The sequence below is a fragment of the Pontibacillus chungwhensis BH030062 genome (assembly GCF_000770675.1).
Lineage (GTDB): Bacteria > Bacillota > Bacilli > Bacillales > BH030062 > Pontibacillus > Pontibacillus chungwhensis.
Genome location: NZ_AVBG01000003.1, coordinates 355159 through 370868 on the forward strand (window position 1 = coordinate 355159; position 15710 = coordinate 370868).

23 protein-coding genes and 1 pseudogene are annotated in these 15710 nt (G+C 39.6%); 10 read left to right on the forward strand and 14 right to left on the reverse strand.

Going from position 1 to position 15710, the window contains the following annotated elements; translation table 11 throughout:
* Positions 1-254: 254 nt before the first annotated feature.
* The 3 genes from N780_RS06495 to N780_RS06505 all read right to left on the reverse strand — a co-directional run bounded on the left by N780_RS06495 (position 255) and on the right by N780_RS06505 (position 1623).
* Complete coding sequence (locus N780_RS06495) at positions 255-569, reverse strand: hypothetical protein (RefSeq protein ID WP_036781554.1); 315 nt, start codon at positions 567-569, stop codon at positions 255-257.
* 51 nt (positions 570-620) lie between these two features.
* A complete protein-coding gene (locus N780_RS06500; protein WP_036781557.1) occupies positions 621-980 on the reverse strand; it encodes a YobA family protein in 360 nt (119 codons plus the stop codon).
* An 85-nt stretch (positions 981-1065) separates the two neighbouring features.
* Positions 1066-1623 (reverse strand): hypothetical protein, encoded by a 558-nt coding sequence (locus N780_RS06505; protein WP_036781559.1) that lies wholly within the window; start codon positions 1621-1623, stop codon positions 1066-1068.
* A 376-nt stretch (positions 1624-1999) separates the two neighbouring features.
* On the opposite strand from N780_RS06505, the gene N780_RS06510 reads away from it, so the two are divergent.
* From N780_RS06510 to N780_RS06520, 3 genes are read left to right on the forward strand one after another with little or no spacing between them, the layout of a single operon-like run.
* Positions 2000-2713: an ABC transporter ATP-binding protein gene (locus tag N780_RS06510; protein WP_036781561.1), complete on the forward strand. Its 714-nt coding sequence runs from the start codon at positions 2000-2002 to the stop codon at positions 2711-2713.
* Entirely contained in the window at positions 2700-3911 is a 1212-nt protein-coding gene (locus tag N780_RS06515; RefSeq protein ID WP_036781563.1) for an ABC transporter permease, read from the forward strand. Before N780_RS06510 ends, N780_RS06515 begins: the two co-directional genes overlap by 14 nt.
* Positions 3912-3935: 24 nt before the next feature.
* A complete protein-coding gene (locus N780_RS06520; RefSeq protein ID WP_036781566.1) occupies positions 3936-4469 on the forward strand; it encodes a DUF4352 domain-containing protein in 534 nt (177 codons plus the stop codon).
* A 119-nt stretch (positions 4470-4588) separates the two neighbouring features.
* Here the strand turns inward: N780_RS06520 and N780_RS06525 are convergent, their stop codons facing one another.
* The 5 genes from N780_RS06525 to N780_RS06550 all read right to left on the reverse strand — a co-directional run bounded on the left by N780_RS06525 (position 4589) and on the right by N780_RS06550 (position 7393).
* Positions 4589-4777 carry a hypothetical protein gene (locus N780_RS06525; protein ID WP_036781568.1) on the reverse strand — a complete coding sequence of 63 codons (189 nt, stop codon included), beginning with the start codon at positions 4775-4777 and terminating at the stop codon, positions 4589-4591.
* Positions 4778-4955: 178 nt separating this feature from the next.
* On the reverse strand, positions 4956-5306 hold the full coding sequence (locus N780_RS06530; protein WP_036781571.1) for a DUF2200 domain-containing protein: 351 nt from the start codon (positions 5304-5306) through the stop codon (positions 4956-4958).
* A 463-nt stretch (positions 5307-5769) separates the two neighbouring features.
* The gene (locus tag N780_RS06540; protein WP_036781576.1) at positions 5770-6111 is read right to left on the reverse strand and encodes a hypothetical protein; all 342 of its coding nucleotides are present in this window, start codon (positions 6109-6111) and stop codon (positions 5770-5772) included.
* 139 nt (positions 6112-6250) lie between these two features.
* Complete coding sequence (locus N780_RS06545) at positions 6251-6439, reverse strand: hypothetical protein (RefSeq protein ID WP_156969095.1); 189 nt, start codon at positions 6437-6439, stop codon at positions 6251-6253.
* A 171-nt stretch (positions 6440-6610) separates the two neighbouring features.
* The gene (locus N780_RS06550; protein WP_036781580.1) at positions 6611-7393 is read right to left on the reverse strand and encodes a phosphatidylserine decarboxylase; all 783 of its coding nucleotides are present in this window, start codon (positions 7391-7393) and stop codon (positions 6611-6613) included.
* Between the two features lie 210 nt (positions 7394-7603).
* Here N780_RS06550 and N780_RS06555 point away from each other — a divergent pair, with 210 nt between their 5' ends.
* From N780_RS06555 to N780_RS19450, 4 genes are all read left to right on the forward strand, one after another.
* Positions 7604-7813, forward strand: coding sequence for a helix-turn-helix transcriptional regulator (locus N780_RS06555; RefSeq protein WP_036781582.1), 210 nt, complete (start codon positions 7604-7606; stop codon positions 7811-7813).
* Positions 7806-8213 (forward strand): hypothetical protein, encoded by a 408-nt coding sequence (locus N780_RS06560; RefSeq protein ID WP_036781584.1) that lies wholly within the window; start codon positions 7806-7808, stop codon positions 8211-8213. Before N780_RS06555 ends, N780_RS06560 begins: the two co-directional genes overlap by 8 nt.
* 178 nt (positions 8214-8391) lie before the next feature.
* Positions 8392-8559, forward strand: coding sequence for a hypothetical protein (locus N780_RS20140; protein WP_232299506.1), 168 nt, complete (start codon positions 8392-8394; stop codon positions 8557-8559).
* The gene (locus tag N780_RS19450) at positions 8510-8839 is read left to right on the forward strand and encodes a YfhE family protein (protein ID WP_232299505.1); all 330 of its coding nucleotides are present in this window, start codon (positions 8510-8512) and stop codon (positions 8837-8839) included. Before N780_RS20140 ends, N780_RS19450 begins: the two co-directional genes overlap by 50 nt.
* A gap of 169 nt (positions 8840-9008) precedes the next feature.
* Here N780_RS19450 and N780_RS06565 read toward each other — a convergent pair whose 3' ends face one another.
* Complete coding sequence (locus N780_RS06565; protein ID WP_232299500.1) at positions 9009-9473, reverse strand: hypothetical protein; 465 nt, start codon at positions 9471-9473, stop codon at positions 9009-9011.
* Between the two features lie 269 nt (positions 9474-9742).
* Here N780_RS06565 and N780_RS06570 point away from each other — a divergent pair, with 269 nt between their 5' ends.
* Together N780_RS06570 and N780_RS20240 are read left to right on the forward strand one after the other, a co-directional pair.
* Positions 9743-10588 (forward strand): protein-glutamine gamma-glutamyltransferase, encoded by an 846-nt coding sequence (locus N780_RS06570; RefSeq protein WP_036781586.1) that lies wholly within the window; start codon positions 9743-9745, stop codon positions 10586-10588.
* Positions 10589-10691: 103 nt separating this feature from the next.
* The gene (locus N780_RS20240; protein ID WP_156969096.1) at positions 10692-10868 is read left to right on the forward strand and encodes a YjcZ family sporulation protein; all 177 of its coding nucleotides are present in this window, start codon (positions 10692-10694) and stop codon (positions 10866-10868) included.
* A gap of 79 nt (positions 10869-10947) precedes the next feature.
* Here N780_RS20240 and N780_RS06575 read toward each other — a convergent pair whose 3' ends face one another.
* From N780_RS06575 to N780_RS06585, 3 genes and pseudogenes are all read right to left on the reverse strand, one after another.
* Positions 10948-11277, reverse strand: a complete 330-nt coding sequence (locus N780_RS06575; RefSeq protein WP_036781587.1) for a SunI/YnzG family protein — start codon at positions 11275-11277, stop codon at positions 10948-10950.
* A gap of 106 nt (positions 11278-11383) precedes the next feature.
* Positions 11384-11767, reverse strand: a complete 384-nt coding sequence (locus N780_RS06580; protein ID WP_036781588.1) for a VOC family protein — start codon at positions 11765-11767, stop codon at positions 11384-11386.
* A gap of 40 nt (positions 11768-11807) precedes the next feature.
* A pseudogene (locus N780_RS06585) lies at positions 11808-12331 on the reverse strand (GNAT family N-acetyltransferase).
* A 193-nt stretch (positions 12332-12524) separates the two neighbouring features.
* Between N780_RS06585 and N780_RS20035 the strand changes: the two are divergent.
* A complete protein-coding gene (locus N780_RS20035; protein WP_198135835.1) occupies positions 12525-12683 on the forward strand; it encodes a hypothetical protein in 159 nt (52 codons plus the stop codon).
* Between the two features lie 41 nt (positions 12684-12724).
* On the opposite strand, the gene murB is transcribed toward N780_RS20035, so the two are convergent.
* Complete coding sequence (gene murB / locus N780_RS06590) at positions 12725-13636, reverse strand: UDP-N-acetylmuramate dehydrogenase (RefSeq protein ID WP_084599399.1); 912 nt, start codon at positions 13634-13636, stop codon at positions 12725-12727.
* 397 nt (positions 13637-14033) lie between these two features.
* Positions 14034-15710, reverse strand: coding sequence for an acyl-CoA dehydrogenase family protein (locus N780_RS06595; protein ID WP_036781591.1), 1677 nt, complete (start codon positions 15708-15710; stop codon positions 14034-14036).

The window sequence follows — 15710 nt, forward strand, 5'->3', positions numbered from 1 at the left end:
CCTCGGGCGGGGCGGAGAGATAGGTACGTTGTTCTCTTTTTTACTAGAAAGTCTGATAAATAAAATCAAAAAAACTGGCACGGCTTTTTTATATAAGGCCATGCCAGTTTCACTTCTTAAACGGTTCAAGCTTCGTACTCTTAAATGAATTTAAGGATGGGCGTGTTTCTTATGCTGCACCCCTGCTTGAAGTAGCTTTTCCTCTCCTTCCCGCTCAATATGATCTTTCAAATCAAGCATACTTTCAATTTGATTCATTCGAATGCTCCTTTTATAACATGACATAGATTCCTCGGCACATACACTTGACCTTTGTTTGGAAAAAATATTTTATTCAATATTAAAATTAGGATGAACCCCATTAAAACATATCCAGGGAAAAGAACTAATCCAGAACCATCCCTGCCAAAAACAAGACTTAGATTCATAGATATATACACATTGGCAGCGAACTCCAACATAAAAATCAACAAGACCCAAATAAAGTTTAGAGTTGTTAAACGGTTATAGAACGCACTTACTGCTATTAAAACTAAAACAACTATTGCCAATATAGTAGCTTCTGACATCCTTCCTCCTCCTTAGACAGGGAGATGAGGACGCCAAACCAAACCGCTTCCTTAATCAACAACTTCAATCTCCCCCAAAGTAGATTGCGGTGGATAAGACTCGTTCGCCCCACCTTTCCCCCACACTCTCACTACTTGTCCAACCTCATACTCTGAAAAATCATCAAACCAACTGTCCCTTTGGAATATGTGAGCCTCGTACTTTTCATCAGTAGACTGTAAAAGCTCGTCCCCACTCATACTGATCGCTTGTTCCTTTGTAATTCCATTCACCACTAATACTTGAGTATCTTCTATCTCCACAAGGTGCCCTTCAATAGTGGGAGGCCCAGTAAAGTCTTGATCTTCTTGATTACAACCACCCAATATGAATAGAACCACTATGAGGATGGTGACTAGATTTCGTTTCATACCCTCACCCTTAAGATAAAAAGTTCGCTAATACCCAACTTGTGACGTTATTTAGGGTATTGTCCACTAGTTCCTTGTCCGCGCATTATCGATTTTCGTTATATTGCCAATCTGCGGGCTCGAACATTTCACTTTCAAAAGCTTGAAACAGAACTTTAATTTCATGAATCTTCAGGTCATCGTAGTGAAGCTCTGACATAATGGCAGATAGATAAGTACTCTCACTTTTTAACTCTTCACTAATTTCAGTTGGAAGATAATCGGCTTGATAAGACGCTGCATCTCGTAAAGTTTTTGAAATTGCATCTAATTTATCAGACGCACTGTCCAACCCCATGTTATATTGATCCTCATATAATCCAGACTCAATAAGATGATCGAATTGATTTAGTAGATCACTTTCAATCCTTTGTAATTTCCAACTCGCTACAATGAGTTCTTCTTCCGTTTTCCTCCCTTCCGAAGCTTCAGATAAAAACTTCTCATAACGGTGAATCGATTCAAAGTTTTTCTCAACTTCCTCCGTATAACTTCTTTGCAACAATTCATGATATGAAAAAAGTCGATTAGCTACCAACACGAGACCTATTAATATAAGACTCGTAAACACAACATACACTATACGTTTTTTATTTTTACTCAACCAATCCCTCCATAGAAATGTAGAAATTAAAGATATATGAGATCCTCGCCCACTGCATTCAAAGGTATTAAGTGATGGTACTTTCCTCTTATTACCTTTTATTGAGGCGGATAAGGACTCAGCCGATCCGCCTTTGGCCTGCACAAAAGTAAACAGAATAGTGGAGTCATGATTAATAGACGTTAATTTATCTCATCACCCTTATGGATTCAAGCTGTTTATTTATCCAAAGCCCCTCATATGCCAATTATTTCAAAATCATTAGCCCCCTGCAACAGACACCCCCTAATACTTTGTAACATTATGTAAAATCCCTATCCTTTGCTATACTCTTGGTAGACTTTACTATACGCAATGATGAAAGAGGTGCGAAGATTTGCTTTCGGTCCATATTCAAAGAGCAGGATATAACAAGAACAACCTATACATAAAAGATGTTCACTTTGAAATAAGCCAAGGAGAAATCGTCGGATTAACGGGCCCTAATGGCGCAGGTAAGAGTACGACAATCAAAACGATTTTAGGTGTGATGGATGAATGTAAGGGGGAGATCACCTCTCCTGATGATAGTAAAATTTCCTACATTCCAGAAGAGCCGATCCTTTATGAAAATTTGACATTATGGGAGCATCTGGAGTTTGCCGCAGCTTCTCATCACATGCCTGAATCCGCCTGGAAAGAGAATGCTTATAGATTGCTAGAAACGTTCCAACTTAGCATGGTTACAAACCTGCTCCCTATTCATTTTTCAAAAGGAATGAAGCAAAAAGCGTTAATCGTTTTAGGAGCCATGGTGAAACCAGATATCTACATAATCGATGAGCCGTTTATTGGATTAGACCCGATCGCAACGAAGAATTTGATTTCCCTACTGAACTCAGAAAGAAACGATGGCGCTGCGATTCTTATGTCTACGCACGTTTTAGACAGTGCTGAGAAACTGTGCGATCGATTTATTCTTATGGCTCAAGGGACAGTTATTACACAAGGGGATATGAAGACGATCAATTCGTACGCTAACAAACCAGAAGGCACATCCTTACTCGATTGTTTTTATGAAATACTGGAGAGTTCTCATGATCAAAGCTAGAAGCTTATTTTTATCAAGGTTACGATTACACTACCGTAATTTGTGGGAGACGATAAGATCTGTCGTAGATTGGATAGTCGTATTGTACATACTCGTACCAGCCCTTGCGATCTTCACTGCCTACTATAGGTCTTTATGGAGTGATACGCCTGAATATTTAGCTCAACTGCCAATTGAAGTCGTTCTGTTGATTATTTTTCTCTCTTCCTTTTTATATGACCTCAAATCATTTATACATACTGGAGATCAACTGTTCTTAGTCCAAAACAAAGCCATTTTAAAAAGAGGGTCAATTCTTGGCCTATTCTACACGACGTTTATGATAACGATATTCACTAGTCTTATGATGGTGATCTTTCTACCTGTGTTTAAAATGGGGCATGGCTTTTCTACGATGGGAATAATCGGTTTAGGAGGATATGTACTAGTCTCGAACATGGTCTTTGTCATGGTTAGAAAAGTGCTAAAGATTAATGGGGTATCACTTGTTTATACACTCCTATCCTACAGTCTACTATTGCTAGGTTACCTATCTTTATGGAAGGTCTATTTAAACTTATCTTTAAGAGGAATGATTCTAGCACTACTCTTTTTAGCCATTCTTCTGTTTATTCTTATCTACAAACAGGCGATCTTTAGAGGGCGTAAATTCTTTTCTTTAGTCGCTTACGATGTAGCAGTGAATCACAAATGGACCAAGCTTCTATTGTGGCAAAACGGCCAGGCAAAACTTGTGACCTTAAAGCCTACTAAGAAGGTTGTGCTGCTCAAAAAGCCTCTGTTTAAAAACCGATCCCCGCACAATGTATTAACTGAAACGTTTATCAAAACGGTGATCCGAGACGGAGGCATGGTCCTGACATTGATTCAGTTATGCGTCTTACTAACTGTTTTCTTAGTGATTGTAGACAGTGTGTGGCTCAGTCTATTCCTTTGGGCATTCTCGTTGTTTGCCTTTGTTAGCATTGCGAAGAGTTTATGGATGCATTTCCAAAGCAGTTCTTATTTCAAGATGTATAGATGGAGAGAGAAGGATCTGAATTTATCCTCGAAGAAAAGCATTCTTTTTATAGGTGGTCCTTTCATAACGTTTATAACGATTGTTTTTACGTTGGTGTATTTATCACCGGTTTGGATGATTGTCACCTTGGGGGGGTTGGTTGCTTTCGGCTATGTTTACACATATATATTTTTCTAAGGGACGGGAGAGAAGAAGATTAATATGAAGAAAAAGAAGATTTGGCTGATCATTTCTCTAACGATCACAGTTGTTATTATAGGAGCTTGTGCTCAGAGTGAAGCAAAAAACTCCAGTGAAGAAAAGGTTTATAAGAGTATACAAAATGATACTAACAGCAGTAAGAATACTAGCGAAACGACTTACAAAGGGGAAACTATAAAACAAGGCGATCTAAAACTCACATTACATAGCGTCAGAGAAACTAGTAAAGGTGCAATGGAGCCTGAAAACGATAAATTTATTATTGCGGATATAACCATTGAAAACACTGGCGATAAAGTAAAACATGTTTCCGTGTTAATGAATTTCGATATGTATAATGACGAAGGGGATAAACAAAAACATACTGTTTCTCCTCAGACGGATGGAGAGGCTGAAGGCGAATTGCCTCCAGGAGGTTCACTAAACGGTGAGATTGCTTTTGATGTAGAGGAAGCGGATAGTTATGAGCTAATGTTCAAGTTATTAGAACAACCTGGATGGGTTAGTTGGAAGATAAATGAAAGCGACTTATAAATGAAGGAAATATGTAGAATAACTGAGACAAAAGACCCGGCACCTTATTCCACAATAATAAAAAGACCAAATCGCTATGGTTTGGTCTTTCTTCAACTATGTGAATGGATTTTTTCATTCTAAATAGGACCGTCAGTATCATTGCCGTGCTTCATCTGATGCAATCCACTTTCTACATAAACTTGTTCGGAGTACGAGGCGTTTTTGATCCCATCATCTGATCCTACATTCAGGCTTCTCTTCTTGGCAATATAATCAACCAGTGCTCCGAAACCGAGAAGACTGAGAATGATGATTAACCAAACCATACGGGGACCCTCCTTCACTTCCAAAATTTGATCCATTACAGAATATTTTAACAATAATATCCAGTTAGCGCAAATGTTATAAGATTACACAAGAATACGGATTGAACCCTTTACTACACCTAAGCAGGAATAAGGGGCATATGGTTATAGATAGTCTGATTGTCCCCTGTTACATGAATCATTTACGCAAAATCTTCTCCATCGCTTTCCCCTTCGCTAACTCATCAATCAGCTTATCCAAATAGCGAATTTCCTGCATCGTTGGTTCTTCAATATCTTCCACACGCACACCACAGATTACACCTTTAATCATGGTGCGGGAAGGATTGAGCCCGGGGGCTTCTTCAAAGAAGGTTTCAAAGTCTGTCTCTTTTTGTAGTTGAGTTTCTAATCCTTCCTGGTCATAACCGGTTAGCCACCGGATGATCTCATCCACTTCTGATTTCGTGCGTCCCTTTTTCTCTGCTTTCTTAACATAGTGGGGGTAAACACTTGCGAAACTCATTGTATAGATTTTATGTTTCGTCATCATCTATCTTTCCTTTCTGGTATAATTAGGTTTAAAGAATGTACAATTCGGTGGTATGCAAAAGGAGGATTTTATGAGTCATGATGGATCTATAAAGATGAAAACAGAGGTATATGGAGCGCTAGTTATTGCTTTGAGTTGCTTATGTACTGCTATTATAACATGGGGAGATAACTGGATTCTGTCATGTATACTAGTGTTAGGGATTTTAATTTGTGGATCTATAGGAATTTTCGATATAATCCGAATGATTAGAAATAAGCATTAAATGTACTAGGCAGCTGTTAGCGATCTCACACAAATGTAGTTCACTACCTATTGCTATACTTCGCATACATATTCCCCTCTTTGTTTAACGATCACCACTGATAGCTCGAATCTCTTCACGTAGAGGCGCAAAAGTTTGATAGACTTCAACATTCTGAACGACCACAAATCCTAGCAAAAATAACGCCACTGCCCCCTACAGATACATCGCCATTTTAAAATAGCGACTATTCCTCAATGATAAATAGAGAATCCATAGAATATTAAACATGAGAATACTAAATGAAAAGAGCATCTTAATTAGATTACGACTCTCACTTATATTCACCATGACCTTCATACTAAGAATTCTATTTTCCTCCCCCTTTAACACATACGTTTTCTCTTCATTAAAGATATGCTCTACCGTCAAATTCCCCGTTCCTTCAGAAAGGGTATACGTATAAGGAGGGAAATGAATTCCGGGTATATAAAACAAGAAAGTCGGCAGAACGATGAACAAGAAAAAGATCAACATAATCTTCAGCCATTTATCCAATATAACACCCTCCAAGGTTTGGGCCCTTTCTATTTATGGACTAATTATTTGAGAAAAATAAAGGAGCGTATTCACAGCTCTATAAAGCTATGAGTATGCTCCGCCTAGTTGATACTACTGGTATCTTTGCATTTTGCATTTACCTATTCTTTATCATTGGCACTACCATATAAGCCATTACTTCTAAAATCATGACCACTGTGACTAAAACTCCAAGTATTTTTGCAAATTCCAGACCACTAATCATGGATAGTAGGTAAGCTACTGGCAACGTGCAACTAAGGATGATACCCGCCACAATCTTCATCTTTTCATAACGCTGAAACATGCGAAAGGTACTCACTATTAAAACCGACGCTATGCTGACCAGTACTAAAAGAATCAGCCATGAATTCATCCGAGAACACTCCCACCTATTTTGTTTAATTATTTCTACATTAACATATTTAACCATTGTATTGAAGCGTGCCTTCCGGTCATTAACAATTTGTTAGCCGATCTAGTCCTTCTTAACAGCTAATGGTTCTCCCACTCGTATAGAAGAGGATCGTTTCAAAGCAGGATGAAGCTCGACCTTATCCTTTTCAAATAATAAAACAATCGTTGAACCAAAGGAGAAATAGCCTACTTCTTCCCCTTTCTTAACGTTAGAAGAAGGATGAGTGAGTTCAATTGTGTTGATCCACATCGCACCAACTTTCACAATCGCAAGCCAAGTTCCGTCTTCTTGTTTTAGTTCAGAAACGATCCTATAGTTTGTCGAAAGGGGAGATCTCCCTAATGTGAGTCCAAGTTTGTTTACAGGAGTCGACTTCCCACCAAGATCGTATTGCTTTATAACTACGGCATCAGCAGGAGCATGAATGCGATGGTAATCAGCCGGGCTAAGGTACAAGACAACAAATAGCCCATCCTTGTATCGTGCGCTCATATCGTGGTCTTTTAGCAAATCTTCTATAGAATAGGTAAGGCCTTTCACTTTAATACATGAATCCATTACTTGTCCAAATTGCTCTATCCGTGCATCTACTGGACTAACAAATTCGTTCTCGTTCCCATTAACAAGCCTGGCATCCGCTTTTAATTTCCTAATAAAGAAATCTTCTAAAGAAGTAAATTCTTTACGGTGCTTCTCTATTTCTTCTTCATTAATTTTAAACCATTTTGCATAGATTGGGATAAACCATTTGCTTACAGAAGTTTGACTTGCTTTTTGAAGGAATCTTCCAATTACTTTGTTGTTAAATAAACGAATAAGTCCGCGATATAACTGTTTTTCCACATTCATCCCTCCAACGCCGCTTTTTCTTTACAGGTTAGATTCCCCAAATTCCGTTCTTTTAAAGAAGACCAAAACCAGTCGCTCGATTAACTTAATAAATTTTTCCAAAGCAAGATTGACTAAAAATACCAACTACTATATTATGAAGTTAACTTCACATGAAACAAACTTCACGTGAAATATACTTCATATTGTGTAGGGTGATACTGTTTGAAAAACCATATTAGAAGTCTTAGGAAAGAAGCCAACATAACTCAACAAGAATTAGCAGATTTAGTTTCCGTTTCTTCAAGAACAATTATTTCATTAGAAAAGGGGCGATACAATCCTTCTGTTCTTCTAGCTTATAAGATTGCGAAGATATTCAATGTGCGTATTGAAGATCTATTTACTTTTGAAGAGGATGATGACAATGAATAGTAGAGTACGAAATGTAATCGTTATGATTGTGTTAGCAACAACTGGTATAGGAACATTTATTTATGGGCTAGTTGAGGACCTGCCATTTGGAGTTGCTGGGTTAGGCCTTGCATTAGCAGGAATTTCGATAGAAGTGTACATAAGAAATAGACGTGACACAACAACGGCTAATGGGGAGAAACGAAGTGAGATTGAGAAAAACGATGAACGAAATGTACTAATCCATGCAAAGTCAGGCGAGGCTGTGAATTTAATTATGGATGCCTTTATTGTCATCGCCGCCCTCCTATCCGTTTACTTAAAATTATCTACAGTAGCTCAAACCCTACTCTTCTCTTTACTAATTATAAGAATCATGGTTCGACCTCTTGTGAAGCGATATTATGACGTTAGAATGTAAGCAAACACAGAGGAAAGGGTGGAAAATGAGAGAAGGTCTTGAACCTAAGCCAGAAGGACGCTTAAAACCTTTTTTAACCGGAATCGTGGTTACTCCTTTTAAAATTGTAAAAGAAGTGCTTACATATTTCTTTAAGCTGTGGGCGAATATATGGAATTTATAAGGAGCATGGATGGGTATGCACAATAATAAAAAGAACATAGGCTGGGCAGTATTCGATGTGCTGACATTTGGCATTCCATTATACATTCGGAACCTTTATAAGAAGCCAAAACAAACTCTTATCATTTCAAGCGTTGTATTTCCTATTATATTTCTCGTGTTGTTGTTACTTCTCCCATGGTAAAAACAAAATCCTAAAACGGGGAACTTTTTCTCTTAAAAACAAAATCTTATGTTTTACACCCATGCACACTGGGAAACCTATAACTGTACAACAAATTCCAACAGAAAGGATGAGATCAATGTATAAGAGATCACAATACCAGCCTGTCGGAGGAGAAAACGATACATCAGCAGCAAAAGAAGTAATCTATTCTAAAGAATTTAAGAAAGCCGACATTGCTGGCGGATATCGTAAACCAAAATTACAAGAAGCCAAAAATAGTAACCCTCAGTTACCGTAAAGGGGTTATATGTAGAGAAGCAGCCTAGAGATAGGCTGCTTTTGGTTTTGTACGGTTTCATTTTCTCACTTTTTCACTTTATGCACTCCCCGGTTCTTCATATCGCTCCCCTCTCCCTAAGATAAATTCCAATCTGAATCCTACATTTTCTCCCCCGCTTCATCATTCCTTATAAATTCTTGATTCTATGAAGCTCGCCTATATTAAATCCGATCCAAGGCCCCAAAAAAGGAAGAAGTGAGATGAAAGAGTCGTTTGTTACAGAGTCCAATTCCAACACAGACAAACACAACGTAACCCCAATACTCAAAACCGTTGCGACGATCGCTTCAATACCCTTTTGTCGAACCCACTTTCTTTCTCCTTTACGATCTTTGTCAAAAGCTATAACGTAGCGAGCTGTTTTTGTTCCTAGAGGCCTCCCTGTCATAAAGGTGTAAAGGGAATTAACCGCTATTCCCCAAGAAAGTAGACAAAAACCAAGCAAAAGAACAAAAGCTGACCCTGCTTGATTCGAATAAAGGAACAAAAAGACGAACATCAGAAAGATAAGTAACATGACTAGATTTGACTGAATTAATAGCTTCTTTTTCATTCGCTTAACTTTATCTAAATCCCATTCGATTCCAATCACACCCCGTCTAAATTTCCCTCTATTTCCATCACTGTAGAAAACACTCCAATAAATAGTTCGCTCCATACCTTTTACAATACATACGAATTCAAATGGAAATAGTTCCTATCTAAATAGAAAGTAAAACAAACTTATCGATTTGTAGATAAAGCTAACCTCGACCTAACATGATCCCCTCCTGCCTTTATTGAAATGTATAGAAAAAACATCTTCCCCCCATCTTCCGAATAGAATTAATAAAAAATACTCGCACGAAATGGGGAATCTTCTTGCTACAAGTATCAGGAAGTCCATATCCATCCAACCCTCCAGTGAACACGGGTCCTTTGGATGATGAAATTATAAAGGGAATGCAGAATTCTAGTGAGTTATACTCCTATTCTTCCATGAATGAATTGCTATTTGATCTAAAAGTTCGTAAAAACACAATAGAAAGTGCAGAAGAGATGAGCGAAGGGGAAGCTACGTTTCGAGGGTTTCGTTCGGCTACCTGTAACCCTGATTACTGGTATTTGACTCCGGCCGGAGGATTCTTAATTAAGTCCAATGTCCTTCCTTCTGACGCCATTCAAGATATCTACAACAATAGCTCTCTTTATGCTTATGAATGCGCGACTGCTTGCGTCATAGTATTTTATCATGCTGTTATGAAAAGTATTGGGGCATCTTCATTTAATCGGCTATTCCAGAACCTTTACCTATACAGTTGGAATACGGATCCTGACCTTGGGACATATACGTATTATGCGAATGATTTCTTGCCTGGGGATGTTGTTTATTTTAATAACCCGGACTATGACCGTGAAAACGCAAATTATAGAGGAGAAAATGCAGTCGCGATGGGCGGTGGAAAGTTTTTTGGGCATGGTATTAACATCGTAACGACTGAAGGAATGATTGAATTCCTAAATAGTAAGAGATATGAAGGGAGTCAACGATCGGCTTATTTAACAAGCTCTGTCACACGATTACTTGTTGACCGCTTCATGCCTTACTCCAATACATATAGAAGTTTGGTGCCTTCTGCCCCATTGTTATCCATTCACCATAACAAAATATCCATCTCACTCATTCAACATATTTACTATCTCTCTAAAGGAAGTCGCAAATCATGATCGAAACCGTGACATGTACCCATTTTTGAGGTTGACGGGCTCGAAATTTGAATAGGTGCGTATACTGTAGTGACAAATAACTAGTCTGAAAGGAAGAATGAATATGTATGCTAATGTTAACGCACCTGCAAATGTAAATGCTCCTGCGAATGTGGCCCCTGCTTACATGGGACCTTCTTACGGAATGATGCCTTGCCGTAACGACAACACGTTTGTATTAATTGTTGTGTTGTTCATCCTGTTAATCATTGTTGGCGCTTGCTGCTATTACAACTGCTAATCAATGATCTAGCCAAAAAATAATGAAATTTTCTACTATAAAAGGACATGAGCCTCGTTTGCTCATGTCCCTTTGTTTATTAAACATTAAATTGTATATCAGAATTCGCTCGCTCTAAATCTCTTACAAATTTCCCATAACCGTTAAGAGCCAGCAGATACTTCTCAGATTTGGTTGTGAGCACGATCCTGTCGTTGATTCGACCTGGTATACCAATTACTGTAGCATCCCCTGGACCCGCAAAGTATTCCGATTCTTCTACCTTAATAATTTCATTTAGAGGAATGGTTACACGAGAGAAAAGGTGCTTCACTTCTAATACATCATCTTTTACTTCCCATCGTACCTGAAAAAAGTAAACGATCATTAGAAGCACGAGTAAACCGAGACCTATCCAAAGAAATGTCATGCTTCGGACCCTCCTTTATAGTATCTACGGAATAAACATCCAATCGTTTCAATCGATTTTTAAAGAAAATAGGAAACCCCTCCCCCTTTTCTTATACCCTGTTAAGCTATGATCGAACAGAAGCACTAGAATCATTCAACTCTCCAAGCTCGATCCGGTTCCCATCAGGATCTGATAAAACAGCAATCGTTCCCCAATCAAACTCAAGCCCTCTCTCTTTAAAAGTAGCTCCACGACTCTCTAGCTGATGTACTTCCCTGTCCAAGTCTTGCACATCAAATCGGATTACAGTTGGGTTTTGATGCCTGTCCTTTGCCTCATCACTTCCAACCCCGCCTTGTTCGACCATTAAATAGCCGTGCGGGAGGTCAAAAGAAACAAGTGTACTTTTTACATTTCTTACAGGCAGCTTAAGGATATCTTTGTAAAAGGTTATGCATTCTTCGTAGTTCTCGGTAAAAACGATTAGTCCAAATTCACGAAAATTCATATGTATGCCTCCTTTAGTGATCTAGATGGCAAGGCATCCTTTATAACCCAATCCAAAACCGCTTCACGACATTTCCATTCTCCTCGATGTGATCCGTGTCTTGGATGCCTCCGTTATTCAAGATCGTTTTCATAGATCCTTCATTATCCGCATCGCATACAACCAATGCTTCTTGTATACCAATTTCTTTCGCTTTTTCGAGCGCCAGTTGAAGGATAGCTGTGGCATATCCTTTACGACGTTCAGACGGACGGATGCCGTAACCAATGTGGCCTCCACTCTTCCTTAAAAATTCCGTTAACCCGTGACGAATATTTACGATCCCTAGTATTCGGTCGTCCTCACTCGTCAGCCAAAAAGTGGAGTCAGGGGCCATCCCTCAGGCTGCCCAATGCCTTTAGAGTTATTTTGTAAATACAGAAGCATCGCTTCAAAGTCTGTTGGGTCCTTTTGAAGAACGAATGGGATCATGTTCTCTCCGCTTTCCACCCATTCGTTGTAGTAAGATTGATAGGCTGATTGCAATTCGATTGATGGTTCTACTAGTTTTAGATGTGGTTTCATTAGGCCCTCCCCCTTTTGGTAAATTTTCACTAGTTTATCATAAAGGGTGGTGGCATGGAACTGGGGAAGTGGAAATTATTTCTTACCTTAAGTTTTTTAGGTATCGTTTCATTTACCAAATAACCCCTTTATGCATACGGAGTCAACTTTGGTTCAACAATAAAAGGGAGCAACTTAAGAAGGGACAGATTATATGAAACCAAACAAATCATCTAAAGGAAATACAAAATCCCAAATAAAAAAAGGCGTCGCTGGTACAGATCCCGAGAAAGTTAAACAAGACATTCAGAAGGATCTAGACGCCGGGATCGGAGACATGACTTCACATGAAGCTGGATCAATGAGGGATTAAGGTAATAGAAAAAAGGTAAAGAGCACGTGGCTCTTTACCTTTTAATCTTCACCTATAATTCTAACTTCTGTTTCAAGGTCTACACCGAACTTCTCTTTAACGGTTTTCTGAACGTGTTTGATTAAATTCACATAATCCGTTGCCGTTCCTCCACCAACGTTCACCATAAATCCAGCGTGCTTCGTCGAAACCATGACGCCACCAATTTGAACGCCCTGTAAGTCACTGTCTTGAATTAACTTCCCAGCAAAATAGCCTGGAGGCCTTTTAAAGACGCTCCCGCAAGAAGGGAATTCTAAAGGCTGCTTCGATTCACGTTTGAATGTTAAATCATCCATCTTTTCCTTAATGACATCATACTCACCTTCTTGTAAAGCGAAGGTAGCTTCTAATACGAGTAAGTTCCGATCCGGAATGTTACTAGTTCGATATCCTAACCCAAGATCTTCAGCACTTACGGCTAGAAGTTCCCCTTTATCCGTCACGACGACCGCGCTTTCAAGCACATCGGAGACCTCGCCACCGTATGCACCTGCGTTCATATAGAGGGCTCCGCCTGTTGTGCCAGGGATTCCGCATGCAAATTCCAATCCCGTTAGCTTTTTCTCTAGAGCATATCTAGAAACATCAATAATCTTAGCACCAGCTTGAGCTGTTATTTTGTTTCCATTATGACTGATGTCCTTCATCTTCCCTAAGAAAAGAACGACACCTCTAATGCCACCATCTTTAATAATCATGTTCGAGCCATTCCCAAGGAACGTTACGGGCACTTCGTTTTCGTAGCAATAGGCTAATACTTCTCCTGCCTCATTGTTAGTCTCAGGAGAAACCAAAATATCCGCTTCTCCGCCAGTATTGGTGAATGTGTAGGTTCTTAGCGGTTCATCTTTTTTTACATGGTTCACGTTAATTAACTTTGAAAGATCATCGTACCATTTCATTTTTGTCATATCTATTCAATCCTTTTGTTTCATTCGTCTAGTTTATATTATGAACATACTTTTTCTTTGTTCACAATCATATTCAATTCTAACCATCTCTAACTGTATTCGTAAGCCGGTTCGCATATGCATGCTCCAATTTAATTACACTACATAAAATAATATCATACTTCAACAGTCTATAAATGGCATACCTTTAAATTCCTCTTCAATTTCCGAGACGTAGGGACAAGTTCACCGTATCTTCGAGTCGCAAAATAAAACGTTTTACCCACCATATATAAAAACGGACAAAATGCTTAAGCATCTTGTCCGCTTTGTTATCCCTTACCTAAGTTAAAAATAAGTGTAGCCTCAGTTCAGATTCCAAGAAACGGGACAAGGGACCTGTCCCTCCATCCCATTTCTATTTCACTCCCACCTCTGACTCTTTTCCTTCTACAATCACATTAAAGTAGGTCAAAGATTTTCGTCCTATGTCCAACTCATCTTTCTTCCAGGTCTTCTGCAAGAACACTTCAGCAACGGCTGTCTTTCGCGCTCCTCCTTTGACTGCATCTTCAAGAGCCACCACACTCTCAAAAATCGCAGCCATTTTCTCCGCGAGATGCTTCGCATAAAATGTCTTCTCTTCTTCACTACATGAAGTGAGTTGGTTAATCTCTTGTTCTAGCTCATCTATTTTTTCATAGACCAGTGCTCGTTCAGATTGAAGGTTGGCTGGTAAAGCATCTAAAGAAATCTTCATCTCTTCTATGAATAACTCATGGACCTGGAATTTCTTCATTAGCTTTAGCACCTCAAGCCCGAGAATATTGGCTGTTCCTTCCCAAACGGTAAGCACTTGGGCGTCCCTAAGAAGGCGAGGCATGACGAAGTCTTCGATATAACCATTACCCCCGTGCATTTCGATGCTTTCGTGACAGAAGTGAATCGCTTGTTCTGCGGTTTCTTTTTTCAAGATGGCGATCAGCAGGCGCTCAAAAGCGATGCCTCGCTTGGAAGCTTTCTCAGGCTCGTTGGCAATGTTGTCAAACAGGGAGATCAGCTTAAAGACGCTGCTCGTTTCGACTTCTTGCTTAGCTTTTAATGAGACTAGTGTATCCCGAACCATCGGAAAGTCTTTCAATGGACTTCCGAATGTAATCCGGTCGTAGGCGTATTGTTTCGCCTCAAGATAAGCTCGCTGCATAATCCCGATGGAAGCAACGGCATTACAGACGCGTGACAGATTTAAAGCTTCCATCATGTAATAGATACCACGCTCCGGTTCACCTACGAGATAGGCTTTCACTCCTTTAAACTCCACCTCAGCTGATGGCACGGCGCGGACGCCTAGTTTATCTTTTAAACGACGAATGGTTATGCCTTCTGCTGTTTGCTCGCCGTCTTTCCAAGGAACGAGGAATAAGCTAAGTCCCTTAGATCCATCGCCATCTCCCTCTCTTCTCGCGAGCACCATGGCCACACCGCACATGCCTGCATTACTGGCAAAATATTTCTCACCCGTAAGCCGGTACACCTTTCCGTCTTTAATCGCTTTTGTTTCATTCGCTCCGACATCTGAACCTCCTTGCCGCTCCGTCAGAAACGTTGCGCCTTCATACAACTCCACCTCCCCTGTTGAGAGTACGTGAGGCAAGTATTTCTTCTTCAATTCATCGCCGGCATAATGATCGATCAAGTAGGCGGTTGCCATTGTTAACGTAACCGGACAGTAAAATCCAGGCTCTGTTTGAGAAAGTAGATACCCTTGCGCATACGAATAGATGTAATTGCCCTTTTGTCCTAGCTCGGGGATAGGCTTATGCACATATCCTACGATTCCACGGTCATACGTCTGCTGAATGGTCTTCTTATATCCGTCGTTCACCCACACATAAGAAATGTCATTCCCCATTTTGTCGTATTTGATTAACTTCGGTTGCCCTTCCCGGTCGGTGTGAGCTGCGCGCTCATCAATTTCAGTTCCACAAAGCTCGCCGTATTCATCAAGCTCCCGCTTCGCCCACTCAGCAAACTCATCATCTAAATACTGATCAAGAATAAACGATAAATTCGGATCTTCACGAAAATAGTTCAT